Source organism: Winogradskyella maritima, assembly GCF_042650215.1.
In the GTDB taxonomy this organism is placed as follows: Bacteria; Bacteroidota; Bacteroidia; order Flavobacteriales; family Flavobacteriaceae; genus Winogradskyella; species Winogradskyella maritima.
On sequence record NZ_JBHSAT010000004.1, the window covers coordinates 740,324 to 761,049 of the forward strand.

General features: G+C 37.0%; 22 protein-coding genes and 1 tRNA gene. 13 read left to right on the plus strand and 10 right to left on the minus strand.

What is annotated here, in order from left to right; genetic code table 11:
* The first annotated feature begins 57 nt into the window (after positions 1-57).
* A tRNA-Leu gene (locus tag ACFOSX_RS04290) sits at positions 58-139 on the plus strand.
* Positions 140-183: 44 nt separating this feature from the next.
* On the opposite strand, the gene ACFOSX_RS04295 is transcribed toward ACFOSX_RS04290, so the two are convergent.
* Complete coding sequence (locus ACFOSX_RS04295) at positions 184-1,206, minus strand: helix-turn-helix domain-containing protein (RefSeq protein ID WP_386097360.1); 1,023 nt, start codon at positions 1,204-1,206, stop codon at positions 184-186.
* 140 nt (positions 1,207-1,346) lie between these two features.
* Here ACFOSX_RS04295 and ACFOSX_RS04300 point away from each other — a divergent pair, with 140 nt between their 5' ends.
* On the plus strand, positions 1,347-2,177 hold the full coding sequence (locus tag ACFOSX_RS04300) for a helix-turn-helix domain-containing protein (RefSeq protein WP_386097362.1): 831 nt from the start codon (positions 1,347-1,349) through the stop codon (positions 2,175-2,177).
* 60 nt (positions 2,178-2,237) lie between these two features.
* Here the strand turns inward: ACFOSX_RS04300 and ACFOSX_RS04305 are convergent, their stop codons facing one another.
* From ACFOSX_RS04305 to ACFOSX_RS04315, 3 genes are all read right to left on the minus strand, one after another.
* Positions 2,238-2,786 carry a carboxymuconolactone decarboxylase family protein gene (locus ACFOSX_RS04305; protein WP_386097364.1) on the minus strand — a complete coding sequence of 183 codons (549 nt, stop codon included), beginning with the start codon at positions 2,784-2,786 and terminating at the stop codon, positions 2,238-2,240.
* A gap of 11 nt (positions 2,787-2,797) precedes the next feature.
* Positions 2,798-2,950 carry a hypothetical protein gene (locus tag ACFOSX_RS04310; protein ID WP_386097366.1) on the minus strand — a complete coding sequence of 51 codons (153 nt, stop codon included), beginning with the start codon at positions 2,948-2,950 and terminating at the stop codon, positions 2,798-2,800.
* Positions 2,951-3,101: 151 nt separating this feature from the next.
* A complete protein-coding gene (locus tag ACFOSX_RS04315) occupies positions 3,102-4,112 on the minus strand; it encodes a helix-turn-helix domain-containing protein (protein WP_386097368.1) in 1,011 nt (336 codons plus the stop codon).
* 303 nt (positions 4,113-4,415) lie between these two features.
* On the opposite strand from ACFOSX_RS04315, the gene ACFOSX_RS04320 reads away from it, so the two are divergent.
* The 3 genes from ACFOSX_RS04320 (at position 4,416) to ACFOSX_RS04330 (ending at position 7,147) form a co-directional block, all read left to right on the plus strand.
* Complete coding sequence (locus ACFOSX_RS04320) at positions 4,416-5,000, plus strand: HupE/UreJ family protein (RefSeq protein ID WP_386100214.1); 585 nt, start codon at positions 4,416-4,418, stop codon at positions 4,998-5,000.
* A 92-nt stretch (positions 5,001-5,092) separates the two neighbouring features.
* The gene (locus ACFOSX_RS04325) at positions 5,093-5,524 is read left to right on the plus strand and encodes a deoxycytidylate deaminase (RefSeq protein ID WP_386097370.1); all 432 of its coding nucleotides are present in this window, start codon (positions 5,093-5,095) and stop codon (positions 5,522-5,524) included.
* Entirely contained in the window at positions 5,525-7,147 is a 1,623-nt protein-coding gene (locus ACFOSX_RS04330; RefSeq protein ID WP_386097372.1) for a S41 family peptidase, read from the plus strand.
* Here ACFOSX_RS04330 and ACFOSX_RS04335 read toward each other — a convergent pair.
* From ACFOSX_RS04335 to ACFOSX_RS04345, 3 genes are read right to left on the minus strand one after another with little or no spacing between them, the layout of a single operon-like run.
* Positions 7,144-7,758 (minus strand): FAD-dependent oxidoreductase, encoded by a 615-nt coding sequence (locus ACFOSX_RS04335; protein WP_386097374.1) that lies wholly within the window; start codon positions 7,756-7,758, stop codon positions 7,144-7,146. The genes ACFOSX_RS04330 and ACFOSX_RS04335 overlap by 4 nt on opposite strands.
* On the minus strand, positions 7,758-7,958 hold the full coding sequence (locus ACFOSX_RS04340; protein WP_386097376.1) for a hypothetical protein: 201 nt from the start codon (positions 7,956-7,958) through the stop codon (positions 7,758-7,760). The genes ACFOSX_RS04335 and ACFOSX_RS04340 overlap by 1 nt, the downstream gene beginning before the upstream one ends.
* 16 nt (positions 7,959-7,974) lie before the next feature.
* On the minus strand, positions 7,975-8,556 hold the full coding sequence (locus ACFOSX_RS04345) for a MarC family protein (RefSeq protein ID WP_386097378.1): 582 nt from the start codon (positions 8,554-8,556) through the stop codon (positions 7,975-7,977).
* A gap of 89 nt (positions 8,557-8,645) precedes the next feature.
* Between ACFOSX_RS04345 and ACFOSX_RS04350 the strand changes: the two genes are divergently transcribed.
* Positions 8,646-9,218: a DUF3109 family protein gene (locus ACFOSX_RS04350; protein WP_386097380.1), complete on the plus strand. Its 573-nt coding sequence runs from the start codon at positions 8,646-8,648 to the stop codon at positions 9,216-9,218.
* A 107-nt stretch (positions 9,219-9,325) separates the two neighbouring features.
* Here the strand turns inward: ACFOSX_RS04350 and ACFOSX_RS04355 are convergent, their stop codons facing one another.
* A complete protein-coding gene (locus ACFOSX_RS04355; RefSeq protein WP_386097382.1) occupies positions 9,326-11,104 on the minus strand; it encodes a ribonucleoside-diphosphate reductase subunit alpha in 1,779 nt (592 codons plus the stop codon).
* 42 nt (positions 11,105-11,146) lie between these two features.
* On the minus strand, positions 11,147-12,424 hold the full coding sequence (locus ACFOSX_RS04360; protein ID WP_386097384.1) for a ribonucleotide-diphosphate reductase subunit beta: 1,278 nt from the start codon (positions 12,422-12,424) through the stop codon (positions 11,147-11,149).
* 517 nt (positions 12,425-12,941) lie between these two features.
* Here ACFOSX_RS04360 and ACFOSX_RS04365 point away from each other — a divergent pair.
* The 7 genes from ACFOSX_RS04365 (at position 12,942) to ACFOSX_RS04395 (ending at position 19,810) form a co-directional block, all read left to right on the plus strand.
* A complete protein-coding gene (locus ACFOSX_RS04365) occupies positions 12,942-13,442 on the plus strand; it encodes an RNA polymerase sigma factor (protein WP_386097386.1) in 501 nt (166 codons plus the stop codon).
* A gap of 1 nt (position 13,443) precedes the next feature.
* The gene (locus ACFOSX_RS04370; RefSeq protein ID WP_386097388.1) at positions 13,444-14,100 is read left to right on the plus strand and encodes a hypothetical protein; all 657 of its coding nucleotides are present in this window, start codon (positions 13,444-13,446) and stop codon (positions 14,098-14,100) included.
* Between the two features lie 64 nt (positions 14,101-14,164).
* Entirely contained in the window at positions 14,165-15,490 is a 1,326-nt protein-coding gene (locus ACFOSX_RS04375; protein ID WP_386097390.1) for an alpha/beta hydrolase, read from the plus strand.
* A gap of 1 nt (position 15,491) precedes the next feature.
* Positions 15,492-15,668, plus strand: coding sequence for a hypothetical protein (locus ACFOSX_RS04380; protein ID WP_386097392.1), 177 nt, complete (start codon positions 15,492-15,494; stop codon positions 15,666-15,668).
* Positions 15,669-15,675: 7 nt separating this feature from the next.
* Positions 15,676-16,686 carry a hypothetical protein gene (locus ACFOSX_RS04385; protein ID WP_386097394.1) on the plus strand — a complete coding sequence of 337 codons (1,011 nt, stop codon included), beginning with the start codon at positions 15,676-15,678 and terminating at the stop codon, positions 16,684-16,686.
* Positions 16,687-16,717: 31 nt separating this feature from the next.
* Positions 16,718-18,448 (plus strand): hypothetical protein, encoded by a 1,731-nt coding sequence (locus ACFOSX_RS04390; RefSeq protein WP_386097396.1) that lies wholly within the window; start codon positions 16,718-16,720, stop codon positions 18,446-18,448.
* A gap of 120 nt (positions 18,449-18,568) precedes the next feature.
* Positions 18,569-19,810: a serine hydrolase domain-containing protein gene (locus ACFOSX_RS04395; RefSeq protein WP_386097398.1), complete on the plus strand. Its 1,242-nt coding sequence runs from the start codon at positions 18,569-18,571 to the stop codon at positions 19,808-19,810.
* Between the two features lie 116 nt (positions 19,811-19,926).
* Here ACFOSX_RS04395 and ACFOSX_RS04400 read toward each other — a convergent pair whose 3' ends face one another.
* Complete coding sequence (locus tag ACFOSX_RS04400) at positions 19,927-20,640, minus strand: DUF6503 family protein (protein WP_386097400.1); 714 nt, start codon at positions 20,638-20,640, stop codon at positions 19,927-19,929.
* Positions 20,641-20,726 lie beyond the last annotated feature (86 nt).

Consider the following 20,726-nt stretch of genomic DNA (forward strand, 5'->3'; position numbering starts at 1 on the left):
GCAGTCCGAAAATGCTCAAGTGGCGGTCCCGAAGCTTCGGGAGGTAGACGCTCAAATGCTCAAGTGGCGGAATTGGTAGACGCGCTGGATTCAAAATCCAGTTCTTTCGGGAGTGTGGGTTCGATTCCCACCTTGAGTACAGATTAGTAAAAGCAAGCTTAATTTTAAGCTTGCTTTCTTGTTTTAAGACACTTTTATGGATACTGCCTTTCTGTAATCAGATGGCAATACGCCATACCGCTTAAAAAAGAGTTTTGAGAAATAACTTCGGCTGTTCAGGCCACAGGCGTAAACAATTTCTGAAATATTTAGGTCATCGGCAATGATGAGTTCTCTTGCTTTCTCTAATCGTACTTTGGTGATATAATTGTTGACGCTCATATCAAATAAACCCTTGAATCCTTTTTGCAGTTTTTTGGCGCTCAGCGACGATTCTGATGTTAAGTCTTCTATGGTAATTTTAGTATGTATGTTGTCGGCGATGAATTTGGCCAGTTTTATGACTTTATTTATTTCTGGACGTTTTAACGGTGCGTCAAAATTAGCGTCGTCTGTTTCCTTATCGTGATATTCAATCTGTGATGATAATATTCTGAGGATATAACTTTCTGTAAGTAATCGTCCAACAATACCACCTTTTACGTTCTCCATTAATAGACTCACGTATTCTGTAGTTACGGGACGAATCTTACCTAAATATCTAAAAAATTCATCCTCTGGGATGTTAGAAAATAGTTCGTCGAGATATTCAACAAGTGCGGTTCGCCCTTCGCCTTTTAAGGTGCTTATCCTTAATTCATCAATGGTTATGATACTTATTTTAAGTAGTTGGTCTTTAGGAAATACCATAATATTGTGGCCTTCCGGACATCCTTTTAAAATGACATTTTGCTGATTCTCTATATTTGAAAAATTATCTTCCTTTTCAAATTTATGTTTTAAAAAACCTGAGTGGCAGAAGATAAAATACATGGCCTTCATGGCGTTGCCGCTAAGTTGCAATTCTAAGGGTTCGTTAAATTCTATATTGCAAATCATGGTCGCCATACCTGGAAACAGGTCAGTACCAATCATAGTGCCATTGCCTAAATCATTATTTATGGTCATTTTTCGGAAACCGATGCTTTTTTCTAACTCCCCGTTAAGGGTATCGTTAATGGTTTCTAAAATTTTTGTGATGTATGAGCTTTCGACAACTAATGACATGGGTAGCGTTATATTCAGAATTTTTTCAAGATATCAATTTTGAGTGTAAATGAAGGTGTTTGATAACAGATTATCATTTCAATTTTTAATGATTTAATTTTATTTAGTTAGTAATAGTACTTAATCAAGACCAAACCCCTATGAAACTTGACTACCAAAACATAAAAGACGAAAGTAAATTTACACTAACCAATTTTACCTGCACGCCTTCATTGCATCTTCTCAATAGAAAGGGTTTGTACAAAATCTTATGGGCAAAAACGGACGACGCGGAGATTACCATTGATGGTTACCACATGACCATAAAAAAGAACCAAGTCGTGTTTTGTACACCATTGAATGTGGTAGAGTTAGATAAGGATGCCGGTTTTGAAGCCTTGGTGTTTAACAGGGAGTTTTATTGCATCCGTGACCATGATGATGAGGTATCTTGTTACGGCTTTTTGTTTTTTGGTTCTGCCCAGCCAAAGATAGCGACACTAAAAGGCGAAGATATTACACGTTTTGAAGCGAGTTTTTACATGATAAAAGATGAATTTAAAACTAAGGATAACATCCAAGGTGAAATGCTTAGAGTTCTCTTAAAACGCTTGTTGATTACTTCTACAAGACTGCTAAAATCAGAATCAGAGACTACTGAACAAGACGAGCCTCAATATGATTTAGTAAGACAATTTCATGTGTTGGTGGAACAGCATTTTAGGGAGAAGCATGCCGTAGCTGATTATGCGGATTTGTTATTTAAATCTCCTAAAACATTGTCTAATGTATTTAAGAAGTCAGGTAACACATCGCCATTAAAAGTGATTAATTCTAGATTAGCCTTAGAGGCTAAACGCTTGTTGCTGTATTCTGATAAAACGGCGGAAGAAGTGGCTTTTGAAATTGGTTTTAATGATCCCGCACATTTTTCGAGATTCTTTAAGAAAGAAGTTGGTGTGCCACCTTCCAAATTTGGTTTAGAGTCATAGAAAAGGCTGTCTGAAGTATATAATTCTAGACAGCCTTTTAAAGCAGAGTTTGTCAGCTAACTATACTGCTACCGCTTCTAAACTTGGTGCTACCGGAAAGTCCACTGGCACTCTGGTTGTGTTGTTGATGTAGTTAGAGATAGTTTTGTCGCCTACCAAAGCAACGGTATCTATAAAATTCTCTTTGGTGTATCCAGCTTCAAAGAAGTTCTTTAATACTTCAGAATCTGTGTTTCCTCTGTTTTCGGTAATGTTTTTGGCTAGCCTAGCTAGAGCATCAAACTTCGCATCAAAAGAAGCTTTTCCTGTACGGAGTTCCAAGATTTGGTCGTCATTAAAACCGTTCATTTTTCCGATAGTTGTGTGTGCGGACAAGCAGTACTCACAATTGTTGACTTGACTTACGGCAAGGTTTACAACTTCTTTTTCTTTCGCTTTTAATGAGGTTGGTGCATTGGCATAGGCTAGGTAGTTCCCCAAAGCATTTTCAGAATGTGCATAGGTTGCAAAAAGGTTAGGGACAAAGCCTACTGATTTTTCAAGTTGGTCAAAAATAGCTTGGTTTGCTGGACTTACTTCGTTTCGTGTTGGTACATTAAATGTGCTCATAATTTAAATTCTTATTTGTTAATAAATGGTTTTTCTGCATCACAGTAGAAATCGTGATGGTAATTGGTGCTACAGTGCGTCGGACTAATATTCCGTTCTACTGTGGCTTTAGCCTTTCTAAAAATCTCAATGAGATTAAAAATGGAAGTGTGTGTCGTCTTCATCTGTATCTGTTTTAATTATAGTACAAAGATGCAATGAAGATGACCTTCAAAATTTTACGATTCTTCCCGAGGTCTTGCAGATTATTCCCGTAACACAAAAAGTCCCACCTTACGGTGAGACTTTTTCTCGCTATTAACCAACTACGGTTTATTACGCCACTTGTGCGTGACGCAAATTTGTTCTATAGAAACTTGGGCTACAGTTATATTTTGTTTTGAAGATTTTTGAGAAGTAACTTCTGCTTACAAATCCTACGGTGTATACCACCTCAGAAACGTTCATCTCAGTGGTTTTTAATAATTCCTCAGCCTCTTCTAATCTTATGTTACGGATACAGTCTGTTACTGTTCTTCCGAATAATTCTTTAAATCCTTCTTGTAATTTGTTTTCAGACAAACAGGCTTTTCTGCTTAATGAGGTTACTGTGTATTCTGCACCAGGATTGGCTTTGATTTCTTCAATCAACGTAGATACACGTCTCATTTCGCTCTTGGTTAAGGCCGAAGGTTTTACGTTCTCTAATTCTTTATCGTTTAAATATTGTTGGTATTCTAAACCTAAAATCACACGTACTTTACCAGCAAGAATCAACTCTCTGGCCAAACCTTCACCTTTAAGTTCGCTTAATTCTTTTACAGCCATCCCAATACCTAAGTTACGGCTTCCGACGTGACATACTTTAGCGTCATTATCGCCATTGGTAATCAATTTTACAAGGTGGTCCGTTAAATCGAAATTAGCTTCGTCCTTCGTGGCAATGGTTTTGTCTACCGAAATCACACTTAAACTACAGGTCTGATTTGGCTTAATGTATAAATGCACATCCGATGACTCGTCTCCTGATACTATTGCAGTTTGAAAACTTCCTAAATTTTTTCTGCAATCCGTATTAGTTAATTTTATTAAAGCTTCACCCTCTCTACAATAGATAAATTGTAAAGCCTGATTTTTACCACTTGGCATTTTAAGAGTTAACTCCGCTTTGTTAGAAATCTCAATTTGTGATAAGCTGATACCACCTGGAACTGATTCTGAAGTAATAGAACCATCACAATTTGGCGTATTAATTAATTCTGAAACTTGCTTATCTGTCGTAGGATTCGAAGTTGATAATGGGGAAAAATTAATTGTTGCGTCTAAATTGATGTTTGAGTTTTTCATTGGAAGTATATTTTTAATCGGTTTGTTTGATTTTTTTTGGTTGCGACAGTTACCCTGCCAAATCTGATTACAAAGTTGCAACCAAGAGCGACCTTTTTTGTTATAGAATTTTCAGATTGTGTTATACAATTTTAGGTTTGGCGTCAATTTAGCTAGTGATAGAGGGCAATTTGGACGTCTTTTGAACTCTATCGGTTATAAAGCTGTGCTGTTTCAAATTTTAAAACGGTGTGCATTCATCGAAATAATTTTAGAAAGTCAGACTAAATCGTAAATTTGAAAGCAATAGCAACACCCTTTATAATGGATGAATTTTGGTTTAATGTTAAATATGGTATCAATCACGTTTTAGATGTTAACGGACATGACCATGTACTTTTTCTCATGGTTTTGGCCGTGCCTTATCTTTTTAAAGATTGGAAACGTGTCCTTCTTTTAGTTTCTTTATTTACGTTGGGACATACCTTGTCATTGGTGCTGGCCGCTTACGATGTGGTTTCGGTAAACGGAAAACTTGTAGAGTTCCTCATCCCTGTGACCATTTTGATTATGGCAGTTTATAATGTGTTTACTGCTGGCAAAAAGGACAAAGGTAAAAGTGTTGGTCTGTTGCTTTTCTCCGCTTTGTTTTTCGGGTTAATTCACGGCTTAGGTTTTGCCCGTGAGTTTACTATGGTATTTGGAGACTCAGACAACAAAGTATTGTCTTTGGTAGAATTCGCCTTGGGTATTGAGATTGCACAAATCATAATTGTTTTTGTAGTGCTCTTTTTTGGCTTTTTGTTTCAAACCTTATTTCGGTTTTCACGTCGCGATTGGGTGATGGTGCTTTCCTCTGTTGTTGTTGGTTTAGTGATTCCTATGCTTATTGAAAACAATATCTTTTAGACATATTTAAAGTTTGGTAAAACTTTAACCCGTTCTATTTTTCTATAAAATAGCAAGCGATTATATTCGTTATAAGCAAGGAAAATCAACCTATGTCCAAAACTAAACAGTTGCGCTACGACAAGGCGTATTTAAGAATAGCCAAAGAATGGGGTAAATTGTCCCATTGTAAACGTAAGCAAGTAGGTGCACTAATTGTGAAGGATAGAATGATTATCTCAGACGGATACAACGGTACACCAACGGGGTTTGAAAACTATTGTGAGGACGAGGACGGTTACACCAAATGGTACGTGCTACATGCAGAAGCCAACGCTATTTTAAAAGTGGCCGCATCTACGCAATCTTGCAAAGGGGCTACATTATACATTACTATGTCGCCTTGTAAGGATTGTAGTAAGTTGATTCATCAAGCTGGCATTATTCGTGTGGTATATGCTCAAGGTTACAAGGACGATTCAGGGTTGCGATTTTTGGCTAAAGCCGGAATTGATATCCAACACATCGAAGATTTAAATGATTAAATGAAAGATACCAAAAAATACATACCCTTACTACTTGGCGCCGCTATTGCCATCGGGGTGTTCATTGGTGGGAAATTGAATTTTTCGGATTCGTCAGACCGACTATTTACAACAAACAGTAAGAAGGATAAGTTGAATCGTTTAATTGATTTTATTGATTACGAATATGTCGATGAGGTCAACACCGATAGCATTGTTGATGTTACTGTCAATGGTATTTTAGATAATCTTGACCCACATTCCACCTATATTCCTAAAAAAGATTTACAGCGTGTCGCCGAAAACATGAAAGGGGACTTTGTAGGTATTGGCATTAACTTCTATCCGTATAAGGATTCTATAGCCGTCATACGTCCAACGGAAGGCGGGCCAAGTTACCGCGCCGGTATTAAAGGTGGTGACCGCATCATTATGGCCGATGGCGAAAAATTGACGGGTTCACGATTGCGTAATGACTCCATTCTTTCAAAATTAAAAGGGAAGAAAGGGACTTACGTTAATTTGAAAGTGAAACGTAAAGGCGAAGACCAATTGTTGGATATTAAAGTGAAGCGCGGTTCCATTCCTATAAAGAGTGTCGATGCTGCTTATATGCTGACGGATAATTTAGGTTATATAAAAATCAATCGTTTTGCGGAATCTACGTATAAGGAATTTAAAACGGCATTAGATAGACTCCAAAATAAAGGAGCTACAAAATTAGCCTTGGATTTGCGCGATAATCCTGGTGGCTTTTTAGGTGTTGCCGAACAGATTGCCGATGAGTTTCTGGAAGATGACAAACTCATTGTCTTCACTAAGAACAAAAAAGGAAAGCGAGAAAATGTCTATGCCACTAAAAAGGGCGATTTTGAGGAAGGCGATATTTACATTTTATTGAATGAAAATTCAGCTTCGGCAAGTGAAGTCATAGCCGGTGCCTTACAGGATAATGATAAAGGTGTCATTGTCGGGCGACGTAGTTATGGAAAAGGCTTGGTACAGCGCGAAATGGCCTTAGGTGACGGAAGTGCAGTTCGTTTAACCGTGTCGAGATATTACACACCAACCGGTCGTTCTATTCAACGTTCGTATGACAAAGGCAACAATCAAGCGTATTTTAATGATTATTACAAACGCTTGAGAAATGGCGAACTGATGGATTCTGAATCTATTGAAGTTGCAGATTCCCTAAGATTTGTGACCCCAAAAGGCAAAGTCGTTTACGGTGGCGGAGGCATTATTCCTGATGTATTTGTGCCAATGGATAAGTCTACGGAGAATGAAACCATCAACTATTTAAGACGTATGGGGCATTTCGGATTTTTTGTGTTTGAAGAATTAGACAAGGACCGCGCAATCTATGAAGGTGTTTCTAAGCACGACTTTATCAATAATTTTCAAGTCAGCTCTGATATTGTGCTTCGTTTTCAGAAATACGTTAACAGACGAGAAGGCACCAACATTACATTTGTAGCCTATAATGATATCATCAAGCGGTTAATCAAAGCCACGCTGGCGCGCCAACTCTATGACGACAATGCTTTTGAAGAAATTATGAATAGGGATGATATCGTTATTGAAGAAGTTTTGATGCTTAGTCGAGATAACGAGCAATTCAATATTCAAGAAATTCAGAATTAAACAGAAATAACCTTATCGTGTACTTTAGTGTGCTTCCCTCCATTCCAAAGGGTTAAAATATCTGTTGCCACATGCGCACCACTGCCACAAGCTATAGCATACTGACTTCGCCATCCGGACAATGTTCCAGCGACATAAAGATTTTCAGTAATGAGATGGTCTTTATTTTTTAACCAAATTCGAGATTTTTCAATGGCCGCTCTAGGATGAGGTTCTACATAATCCTGTAAACCGTCTATAGTGAGCAAATCGGTATACCCAACCGCTACAACCACCATTTTAGAAGAATAGTTCCCTTTATTTGTTTCAACAGAAAACCCGTCAGATGTTTGGGAAATAGCCTTTACTTTCTCTTTGTTGATTTGGTCTATATGAGGATACAAATCGTGCAACTGGTCTTTGCCACTTTCTAATATATCCTTTCCAAGCGTTCCTGGTGTTAAACCCAATACATTATTGAAAAGCGCATTCTGAAGATGTGACGTTTTTTGATGGGTTACTATACCTATTTTTTTGTCGGAAGCAAAGGCTTTTGGTTTTGCTGAACCCAAGACCAATGCGCAAGACAAACCTGCGGCACCAGCGCCAATTATTAAGCAATCATAATGCATTAGCGTTTTTTGCTTAGGGTTTCAATCTTTTTGGAAATGCGTAAAATCTGAAGCATCATAATAACACACAAGGCGGCAACAATGGTTATGACGGCAACCAAACTATCGCCTTCTAATAGGACTTCCGTATTTAGCTTTGTGGCATTGAAAGCAATAATTCCGACAGCAGCAATGGTAAGTATGAGTGTAAAGATTTTCATGAGGCAAAGATAAGGATTATACAAATAAGGCCTTAATGTTAGTGGCGAACAACTTCACGGCAATGGCCAGTAAAATAACTCCAAACACTTTCCTAATGATGTTAATTCCGTTTTTACCAATCAGCTTTTCAATTTTTGAAGAAGTCTTCAAAACAATATATATGAAGATGACATTAAGGATAATTCCAACAATAATGTTTTCGGTGTTAAATTCTGCTCGAAGGGCCAATAGTGTGGTTAAGCTTCCCGGGCCTGCAATAAGCGGAAAGGCCAATGGAAATACCGAAGCTGTCATCGGGTCTGAATCATCTTCTTTGTAAAGAGTAATGCCTAGAATCATTTCTAATGCAATAAAAAATAAGATAAAAGAGCCAGCAACTGCAAAGGAGTTGACGTCTACGCCGATAAGGCCAAGAATACTTTTCCCTACGAACAGAAACACTACCATAAGCACACCCGAAACGATGGCGGCTTTTTCCGATTGAATGTGTCCTGCTTTTTTCCGAAGGTCAATCACAATAGGAATATTGCCGATAATATCAATCACGGCAAATAGAATCATAAATGCAGCTGCGATTTCCTTAAGATTAAAATCCATGGCTCAAGTGTTTAGAATTGGGGCAAAGTTCGGATTTAATTCCTGATTTTCAAGATTAAATAAACGTAAAGTTTGGCTATTTTTGCCCTATGTTTCAAATGGGAAAAACCATCATCTCCGAGGAGATTATCGATAAAGACTTTGTGTGCAATCTCAGCGCGTGCAAAGGCGCCTGTTGTATAAAGGGCTATGCTGGCGCGCCATTGACAAAGGATGAGACGAATATTCTAGAGGACATTTATCCCAAGGTGAAGCCCTTGTTGCGTAAAGAAGGTATTGATGCCATTGAAAAGCAAGGAACGAGCATCACTACCGAATTTGGTGATATGGAAACGCCACTTGTTGAGGGCGAAGAATGCGCTTATGTGACTTTTGCAGACAACGACACGGCGCAATGCGGAATTGAAGATGCCTACAATAAAGGATTGGTAGACTTTAAAAAGCCGATTTCTTGTCATCTTTACCCTATCCGCGTGAAGGATTATACTGAATTCTCGGCTGTAAATTATGAGCGTTGGGCCATTTGCGATGATGCCTGTACGCTTGGAAAAGAGCTAAAAGTGCCCGTCTATAAATTTGTGAAAGACGCGCTGATTAGAAAATTTGGTGAAGACTGGTATATGGAACTGGAAACTGTCGCTAAAGAAAAATTTAAAAAATAAAAAACAATAACGCCGATTGAAAAATGTTTCAATCGGCGTTATTGTTATAATTTCAAACAGCTCCGCTGTTGTCTAGAGTCTAAATATCTTTACCCCTAAGAGTAAGTTTATCCTTCACAACTTTCACAGCTTTTCTTCTGCTTAAATTTTTGTGCAGCATTCATACTATGCTGGTAGTACAATGACTTTAAGCCCAAACGCCAAGCGGTAACGTGGATTTTATTAATCTCTTTTACAGGCATGTCTGGATGTACAATTATATTTAACGACTGCCCTTGATCGATGTGGTTTTGACGGTTGGCCGCTTGGTAAATAATCGTCATTTGGTCAATTTCTGGATAAGTTTTAAATACAGCTTTTTCATTTTCTGTTAAAAAATCCAAATGCTGTACCGATCCGTCACGATCTCTAATATCTCGCCAAACCTCTGGTGTGTCCATGCCTTTTTCAGCCAACAATTCCTGTAAATAAGGATTCTTTATTGTGGTTTTTAACTTGGCAATGTCTTTAACATAAATATTAGACCAAATAGGTTCGATACCTTGAGATACTTGACCTAAGATAAAAGCGGACGATGTTGTTGGCGCAATGGCATTAAGCGTCGTATTACGTCTTCCATAGCCTTCCAATACTTTTGGCTCACCAAATTTTTCAGCCAATTGCTCAGAAGCATGAATCGAACGCTCTTTAATTTCTCTAAAGATTTCACTATTTAAATCAAACGCTTCTTGGCTATCAAACGCATGCATTTTAGATTGCAATAATGAGTGCCAGCCCAAAACGCCCATACCCAATGCACGGTTTTCTTTGGCAAAGTTGTAGGCGCGTTCCATAAATAGGAAGGTTTGTCGGTCTTCACGATCTTCAGAATCTTTGTATGATTCTAATTTCTCAAGAAATTCCGTGATTACAGCGTCTAAGAAAAAGATCATGGTTTCAACAGCATCAGTATCTTTCCACTTATCGTAGTGCAGTAAGTTTATACTTGATAAAACGCATACGAATGACCAGTTATCATTAGATGGTAACATAATTTCGGTACACAAGTTACTTGCATAGATCTTATGCTTTTTATCTTGGTATACGTCTGCGGCACCATTGTTGGCATTGTCATTAAAGAAAATATATGGGTAACCCATTTCGCCGCGACGTTGTAACACTTTTGCCCAAATAGCACGCTTTTCAGAGTCGCCATCAACCATTTGCTGCATCCATTCATTACCAACGGTTACACCATGCGTTAATTGCTGAATTGGGTTACCTTCCGTACCAATCTCCAAAAATTCTCCGATATCAGAGTGCTCAATCGGTAAATACGGTGAAAAACGGCCGCGTCTTACAGAACCTTGGCTAACCACATCGACCATACTTTCAAACAATTGCATAATATGTACGGCACCAGAGGCTTCACCATTATTTTTTACTGCAGCACCGCGATGTCTGATCTTCCCAAAGTATCCTGATGTACCACCACCAAGTTTAGACATCATACCAACTTCAGATTGTGTATACAAAATGTTGCCCATGTCATCGGCAATGTGCGATCCAAAACAACTAATTGGTAACCCACGCTCTTTCCCAAAATTAGACCATACTGGTGATGCCAAGGAATAGAATCCGTGTGACATATACGTGTAAAACTTATCCGAAAAACCAGGCATTTGTAAAATTTGCTCGGCTCTATCTGCTACTTCACGGATGCGTTGCTCCGCCGTAACACCTTCAATTAGGTAACCTGCACCTAGAAATTTACGGCTGTTGTCGTTAAGCCATTCAAAATTACCTAAGGGTAATGTATTGTTCTTTTTTAGCGCTTCTGTACGTGCTTCTTTTAATGGATTAGTTTCTTTTGACGTTTGGTGGGACGCGAGGGTTTTGTTTTGCATAGCCAGTGATGTGTTTGTATGTCGTTAGTGTAGTTAGTGTTTTTAAAATAAATCGTCTCCAGAGAAACTTTGGGTCTTTTTACTGTAATTGATAGAGCGTTTTACGAAGAAATCACCGTGCTTGGTACCAATAATTTCATCGTCGAACCATTCCGTTTCGCCTACAAGCGCCTCATCAACCTCAAAAATAGTATCGATACCAATGCTTTGTAATGAACGGTTGAACCTGTTTTTGATGAACTCAATCACTACTGCTTTTGGTAAGAAATCTAATTCGCCTTCCTCAAAAATCCAATCCACAATCTCAGCTTCGGCCTCGTAGGCGGCGTAGCACATATCCTTAATGTGGTTATTGTACTCTTCGTTAAACCATTCTGGGCGCTCGTCTTTTAATATTTTAATTAAATCGATACCAAAATCGCCGTGGATTTGCTCTTCTTTAGACGTTGCTTCAACCACGTTAGAGATGCCTTTCAACATGTTTTTATGTTTGTTGAAAGCCATAATGATTAAGAACTGAGAGAATAGCGATACATGCTCAATAAATAGAGAGAAGAGCAATACAGACTCCGAATACTCCTGGAGCTCTTGGCTTTTTGAATTGCGCAACGCTTGTTCCAGGTACTGAACACGCTTCATTATGACAGGTTTGCGTTTCAGTTGTTCAAATTCTCCGTTTAATCCCAAGATTTCCAAAAGGTGCGAGTAAGCATCGGCATGTCTCACTTCACTCTCGGCAAACGTGGCACCAACCGATCCAATTTCTGGTTTTGGCATACGTTGGTAAATATCTCCCCAAAAACTCTTTACCGCGACCTCAATTTGAGAAATGGCAAGCATTGTATTTTTAATAGCGCTTCGTTCTACTTCGGTAAGTCCAGATTTAAAATCTTGGATATCGCTTGTAAAACTAAACTCAGAATGTATCCAATACGAATGACGAATTGCAGGAACATATTCATACAATTGTGGGTACTCGTATGGTTTTAGGTTAATACGCTTTTCAAAGATGTCCGATTTGCGTTTTTCGGCTTGTTGATTTCGATAAATAATATAAGCTTTCGCCACTTGATGGAAGCCACCTTCCATAAGTTTGCTCTCTACATTATCCTGTATCTCCTCAATGGTAGGAATATAGTCTGCATCTACCGTTTTACGGCTTTGTAATGCTTGGTAAACAGCAAGTGCAACATTCTGCGCATCTTCTGTATCGCCCTGATTTACAGCACTCATAGCCTTAAAAATGGCGCTTGTTATTTTTTCTAGCTCAAATTTTTTAGTCGAGAAGTCCCTCTTGACCACGAAATCAATTTTTGTCATAATTGTAAAATATTGGAGATTCTTGGAGTTGTAAAGATTGGATTTTTTGTCTTCGATATTCCACGAAACCCAATTTGGTTCTCAACATTTTATTAACATTGCCTTCACACTTTGCTATCATTGAGATTGTGGCAAAAATTTTTTTCTAGAGGTATGATTTTGAATAAATTTTGAACACTATTTTTCAGTTTGAAGTCAAAAAATTAATAACTCAAAAATTGAATTTGGAAGTTGCTAAAGGAAATCTGACAGTCATATATTGGCTGTTTCTTTTTTAAAAGAACTAGAGGGTCGGAAGAGCTGACTTTTTTATTGAATAAACTGAAATTAAGACTAGAAAATCACGGATAATATTACATATAAGAGAAGACTCGTTAAAAAAATATAATTTAAGATGTAATTATTGAGCTATTATGTTAACATATTCGATGGATAGAAGAACTATCCACTTAGTTATGATTCATTTTTTGAAAAATATAACAACCTCAGGTAATAAAAGACGAAATCAAAGTAGCTATTGAGCAACGAACAACTTGAAATAGAATTTTCAAAACGTATCCAGGAATCACAGGGTATTATCCACAAGGTGAGCAGGATGTACTGTGATAATGAGGAACACCGTAAAGACCTATTCCAAGAGATATTAATTCAACTTTGGAAATCCTATTCTTCATTCCGAGGGGATTCAAAATTTTCTACGTGGATGTACCGTGTAGCTCTTAATGTTGCCATTCAAGATTTACGTAAGACCAAAAGGAAACAACAGCTCTTTTTTCAAACTAACAAATTTAAGGACACCTCTGAAGAAAGTAAATCAGATCTTCAAAATGAAAAATTAAAGCTAATGCACGTGGCAATTGCAAAGCTAAATAAAGTAGAAAAAGCGATTGTGATGTTGCATCTCGAAGAAAAATCAAATGAAGAAATAGCAGATATTATTGGGATTACTCAAAACTATGTCCGTGTTAAAATGAACAGGATAAAAATAAAACTGTCTAAAACACTAAAGAAAAACTAAGATGGAACTACTGGAATTAAAATCGGTTTGGACCAAAGTTGTTGATAATGACCAGACGCTTTATACAGTTGCTGAACAGGACATTAAAGAAATAATTTCGAATAAATCAAACGCACTGTTTTCAAAAATTATTCGTGAACTTAAGCCCAAGCGTTGGTTTATGGGGGTGATTGGTGTACTGACGCTACTTTCTTCAAGCGTTTATCTTTTTAGCGATGATAATAACCACATATTTGATGATATTTTTTCAAAAGAAGAGATGGGATTCTTTGCATTTACCTTGGGTATAGTAATTCTTATACTGTTTGTAAACATTGTTCGTAGCTATAATCAGTTTAAAGCTTTCGAAGAATCAGCCCCAAACCTTAAAATGGCCTTGTATGATTCAATAAGTTTATTACGACGAATACAGAAGCTTGCTATTTTCTCAGATAGTGTAACCGCTCCCATAGTAATTGGATGGTACACATATAGAAAGTTTTTTAAGGAAGACGTATTTTTTTGGGATAAACGTGTTTTTTATATTATTCTATCAATAGTGATTTCACTAGTTCTTTTCTACTTATTTTCTAGAGCCATGCAACACAGAAAATTTGGAAAATATATTGAGCAGGCAACGCAAAATCTTTCCGATTTGGAAGCCCTAGAGAAAAAATAAACCTTTAAAAATGTAATTCTGAAAAGCGACTTGTAACCTATTGGGTAAACAATACTAAATTCAGATGAACACATCAACAAAATTCAGAGATTTTAAGACAATTCAAAAGATAGGTTTTATTCTAATTGTACTAGGTGCAGTAATTATACTGTTGAAAATTATCGGCCTATTGTCGGCAAGCCATTTTATAGAAGAAGATATACCAAACTATTTATTTTTAACTGGCGCATTTTTATTCTTACTGCCTATGTTAAAAAAGCTATTAATGGGTAGAAAGGGGTCTAAAAAAGCTTCGATTTTACTACTTGCCCTTAGTATAGGCATAAGTAGTACGGCACAGAATTATTCTAAGCAAATTGCTGCTTTTGAGCAAAGTTTTACTGAGAAATCTGTTAGCCCAATACAAGCGTATTTGAGTCCAACCTTGAAATTTGACCCAATACCCGTAGCAAACACTCCAGCGATACTCAAGAACATTGTTTCCAATCTGCCCAAACTGAACTCAATGACCATTTTGGAAAGTGCAGAAGGAAAGGCAAAAATAAAGTATGATTTTGTGGGATTAGGTGTTCGTGAATCTTATGTTCATTTTGATGAAGAAGGCAAATTTACGCGTATCGAGTTGATAGAAAATCTCATCAAAATGGAATTGGAAGCCCAGAAAAAAATGAGGGAAAGTGTTCAAACTCCAACGCCAGGACCATTAGGCGAAAAATTCCAACCTAAAAATATTGAATTTAAGACTTCAGATGGGCTTTTGGTCAACGGAAACCTCTATGAGGTAGGAGAAGATAAGCCTGTAATATTATTATGCCATCAAGCAGGGTATAATCGTGTTGAGTATGCCGACATAGCGCCCAAACTTAATGAGATGGGGTATAATTGTCTTGCCATTGACCAGCGTTCAGGTGGAAATTTTGCCGACAAACCAAATGTTTCAGCAGAAAGCGCCAAAGAGAAAGGACTGCCTAATGAAATGATAGACGCTCGTGCTGACATCAAGGCGGCAATTGATTTTTTACATAAAAGATACAAGCAAAAAGTTATCGTATGGGGGAGCTCCTATTCGTCAAGCTTGGCTTTACTTGAAGGTGTTTCAAATGATAAGGTCAAAGCTATTATTGCTTTTAGTCCAGGGGACTATTTCGGTGATGCAGCACCATCATTGAGCACTGCCTTCTCAAAAGCGGATAAACCCTTCTTGGTAACCTCATCCAAAGAAGAAGCTTCAGCATTGACAACTTTGATGGGGACTATAAAATCAAACGAAAATCAATCACAGTTCATTCCTGAATCCAGTGGCTTTCACGGTTCAAAAGCCTTATGGACAGGTCAAAAAGGAGCTGAGGAATATTGGAATGCTGTAACCGCCTTTTTAAATAAAATATAAAATGAAAGCAACATCTTGGAAAACAATAAAAGAGAGAGCTAAAAAACGCAAAATATGGATTGCTTTTGGTAACACACTATTTATTGCTGGGTTCCTATCTTTTAGTAATCATCCAGATTGGGGTATTTGGTGTTCTGCGGTTGGTTTTGTGATTACTGCGGTAAGTCTTGTTAAATAATGACACCATGAAATTACTTACCGTCATTCTTTTTACAATACTTATAAGTGATGCAACTTTTGGTCAGTCAATGATTACGGAAAACTCATATTTGGAAAATGAAGATGGGAAAGAAATAAGCTATGCAATTTTCGTAACGAAAATGGATTCAGGAAGGTTTACGATGATTCCTTTAAAGGATGAGACAAAAAAAGTAATTGGTTATAGGCTAGAACCGTTAACGTCTATTAAAAGCGTTTCTAAGACTACAAACAATCCTAAAATTGAAATTGGTGAGATTATGGAATTGGATGTCATTTACCATAAACACATCTTTATTCTTGTGACGTTCAATTCTGAAAGTGAATCTAAAGCGGGTTGGATGATATTTGATACAGGTACTTTTGTACCTATCATAATTACCAATGAAAAATTTAAAGCAAAACTAGGAGCTGTAAAAAGTGTTGAAGTAAACGGGTTTGAAATAAAAAATCCAAGAACGGGTACTTATGGATTTCCAGAAGTCATTCAACAATATCATGAGACGTATACTAAAGAGATTGGCGATTTTCTTGGAGGAAAAGAAATAATCGGAATTATGGGTTATCAATTGTTTAAGGATTACTTGGTGAGCATTGATTTGAGTAAGAATAAAATATACTTAAGAAATCCACTTACAAAAGAGAAATCAATTATAACAAATAAAACATACAAGGTAAATTACCGAGACGATTTACAGAATATTTGGCTTCCTGTAACAATTAATAATAAAGAAGGATTGGCACACTTGGATACAGGCTACCCATTTACTTGGATTGAAGAAAGTATAGTAAAAAATGAGGTGGAGAGCTTTACGATTGATGGACTAGATGTCTTTGAAAAAATAGATTTTAAGTATAAAATGGCTCAACAGTCCCAAAATTATGCTAACCTTAAATTCCCATTGATCGCTAATATTGGAAATGATTTTTTAAGTCATTTTGTGCTCACTATTGATTCTGTTAACAAGCAGTTATTATTTGAATTGATTAAGGATTAAATAGAACGAGGTGTATAAAACAGATTAAACCATGAGAAATAAACTAATTAAATTCTCGGTATTTGTACTTATAATATTTTTTAGTGCATGTAAAACTGATAAACCTACTTCAAATAAGAATAATTCTCCAGATAAAGATAGTTTATACCTTGGTCAAAAACCACCAGGTTTAACACCTGAAATTTTTGCTCCTGAAATTGTTTCAATCCAAGGAAGAAATGCCTCGACTATTTCGGTTTCTCCTAATTTAGATGAAATGTATTTTTCAGCTCATGAAAAGGGTGAAGAAGCATCATCTATCTATTTCTCAAAATTTAAAGGTAATAAATGGACTCCCGCTAAAAGAGTAAATTTCACCGATGGAAAAAAAAATGAAGAATTGTATCCATCCGTTAGTCCTGATGATAGAAGGATTTATTTCACAGCTTTTGATTCTATTTTTTCGGATGAGAAAATTTGGTACGTCAACCGTTTAGAGGACTCCTGGAGTGATGCAAAACAACTTGATTCACCTATTAATGATGATATAGTTTTTTATATCAATCAAGCTAAAAACGGAGACCTTTTTTACACAAGTATTTCAAAAGGGAAAGTGTATTATGCACCTAACAGAAATGGTGAATTTCCCGAAGTACAGGAAGTTGAACTAGAATTTGGTCATCACGGGTTTATTTCCCCATCTCAAGAGTATTTGCTAGTATTTACTCGAAACAAAGTAAATAAAGACCATGATATTTTTGTCTGCTTCAAGGAAAAAGACGGTACATGGACAAAACCAATCCCTTTTGGAAAGGAAGTGAATTCTAATTTTAGCGAATCGTGCCCGAGTATTACTCCAGATGGCAAATATTTCTTTTTTAATAGATCCAACGAAGATGAGTCATCAAATGTGTATTGGGTGAGCACAGAAGTTATTGATAAGTTAAGACCAAAATCCCCAAATTTTGAAAATCGTTATTTTGGGCAAAAACCACCTGGTTCAACACCAGAAGTTTTTGCGCCCGGTATTGTTTCTATCGACGGAAGGTTCGAAGGCACCGTTTCATTTTCTCCCACATTGACAGAAATGTATTTTGCTGCGGATGATGGAGACGATATAACATCTATCTATTTCTCAAAAATCCAAGATGATAATTGGACTCCAATTAAAAGATTAGAATTAACCAAGGGCAAAAAAAAGGAAGAAATGCATCCGTTTGTGAGTCATGATGGTAAGAGGATTTATTTTACAGCTATGGATGCCGCTTTTGCAGATGAAAAAATTTGGTTTGTCAATCGTTTAGGGGATTCTTGGAGCGATGCAATAATGCTTGATTCATCTGTAAATGATGACCTGGTGTTTTATCCTAATCAGGCTAAAAACGGGGACCTTTATTATTTCAATTTGTCAAAATTCAAAACATATTATGCTCCTTTTGTAAATGGCAAATTCGAAGAACCAAAGGAAGTTCAACACGAATTTGGCCATCATGCGTTTATTTCCCCATCTCAAGATTATATAATATTTACTGGGAAAAGTCAAGATGAAGAGCGTAAAGACAATGATATGTATGTTTGCTTTAAACAAAAAAACGGAGCATGGACAAAACCCACAAATCTTGGAGCTACCATAAATACTAATTTTAATGAAAAAGGGCCAAGAATTACTCCTGATGGTAAGTATTTGTTTTTTGGCAGAGATGAAAGAGATGTAGAACCTGGACTAGCTAATATTTATTGGGTGAGTACGGAGATTATTGAAAAGTTAAGACCAAAGCAATAAAATTGAATCTATTTTTTAAAGACAAAAATAGGAGAATTTGACTTGGTCATTCTGATTACACGAAATCATTTAACTTAAACCCAGAAAGTATGAAGCCAAGCCGTTATTAATTAAAAAAATATGAAAAATACAGCAATACTACTTTTGACTATAGTTTTTCTTTCATGTAAAAACGAATCAAAGGAGGAGTCAATTACTGAAAGCACTAAAGGTCCAAAATATGAAACTTATAATTATACCGGATTTACAAAAGAAGAGAAATACGCCTTCCACAAACATATTTACGATGGTGGCAGTTGGACCGTCTATGGCGATACCGAACGGTATTTTTATCTCAATTTTTCAGAAATAAAGAATCATTCTCACATACCCAAGTCACACACTACAAAAATTCTTGAAGAAACACCAAGAGACGATGTGAAGAACTTCATAACTCCTCCGAACTTAAAAAAAGGAGGTGGACTTTCATTAAACGACTATGTGCAACAAGTAGAAGTTAACGGTCTCATAATTATTCATAAAGGCAAGGTTGTATTTGAGGGCTATCCAAGAATGTTCCCAGATGATTTGCATGTCAATTTTCTAATAACCCAAGTGTATGTTAGCACTGCTGTTGCTATTTTGGAGGATAGAGGGCTAATCGATACAAGTAAACCTATTGATCACTACTTTGGTGAGCTTAAGGATTCCGGTTGGGAAGGTGTACCTATTGTAGATATATTGTCCATGAGTTCTGGAATTGATCGAGCATCTTTGGATATCTTTGAGGCTAGTTTTGACCCAGTACAAGATTTAGCTACTGCAAAATCTGCTAAACCTTCAGGAACTGAGCACCAATTTAACAATGCCGATGCTATGCTATTAACGCTATTGGTCGAAAAAATGAGTGGGCTTACTTTTCGTGATTTTTTGGAACAGGAAATTTGGCACAAGATTGGTGCCGAACATAGTGCTCTTTTAGCAATTAATATAAACGGCCTCTCTCTTTCGTACCTAGATGGATTGTCAACATCACTTCGGGATCTGGCTAGATTTGGTCTTACTTTTACACCAAGTGGTAGAAAAAGTGCCAATCCAATAATTTCCGAGGCGCACTTAGCTAACATCCGTAATGTAAACGAAAATCTAAAAAAGGAATCACGTCATACGGGGGAAACAATATATAGTAGCTACCAATGGAGTGCCGTGTATGAAGATGGTGATTTTTATAAAGGTGCACATGGGGGGCAAGGCCTTTACATATCACCCGCAAAAGATTTGGTAATTGCGTTTTTCGGAACGTCTAATACTGATCGTGAACGAAATCAACTTGACGTTATTTCTAGACAGCTTTCCAAATCTGGATTATTCGGTCTCGAGTAAAAAATCTTATATCGTAAAGGCTAAGATATTAATGCCAATAACTAATAAAAGCAATAACTATTAGAGCAACTTTAGTTTCTGAATGTTTGTAAAGCCAGCTCGGGAGAGTTGTTTTTCTACTGCAGGGTATCCGTCCCCAAATACTCATCATTCTTATTATAATACCAGGCTCTAACCTTTGGCATTTTAATATCGTTGATGGTCGTTTCTTCCGTAAGCAAGATATATTCGCCGGTATCTAATTTTGGTTGGCCATTATCATCGATTCTGTAGAACTGATAGATTTCCATTGCGTAGGTTTCTGGATTAAAATAGAAATACCAAGCATCGCTACCTACAGCTTCGTCATAAGTAGCTTTGAGTACTAAATAGTCTTTGCCTTTAAAGAATTTGCGTTCAACCTTAGGGTCGATGTTGGTGCCTGGGTCGTTCAATTTCATGGGTAAGCCATAGAGATAGGTATAGTAATTTTTCATAAAGTCTCCACGCTCGCAAGTCATCTTTTTGACTTTGGCATCGTCTTCGGACAAAAGCGTTCCGTTTGCAAACATTTGGCATTGGCCTTTATTTAGCTCGTAACTTGTGGTTTCAGAATCTCTTGTAGCATCCACTTTAAAATATTCTGACGGGAGATTTATGGTGATTCTGCTTGTACGAGGGCTTCGATTCGGGGTTGTCATAACCACGGTTAGTCCTCCGTTAAAGGTAGCCCAATTGCCGTTAGGGTCATGGTAAGCAATGGCTTTTTCGAGAACTTGAGTTCCTGTTAAGGTTTGAGATTGGCCAATGCTTCCAACGAAAAGAATAAAAGCTAAAACGAAGATTTTCATAGTTTCAAAATTTGAAAACTAAAGGTATAAAAAAAGCACTAGCTCAGTTGCCTGAGTAGTGCTTTGATGCTTACCAAATAGCTCAA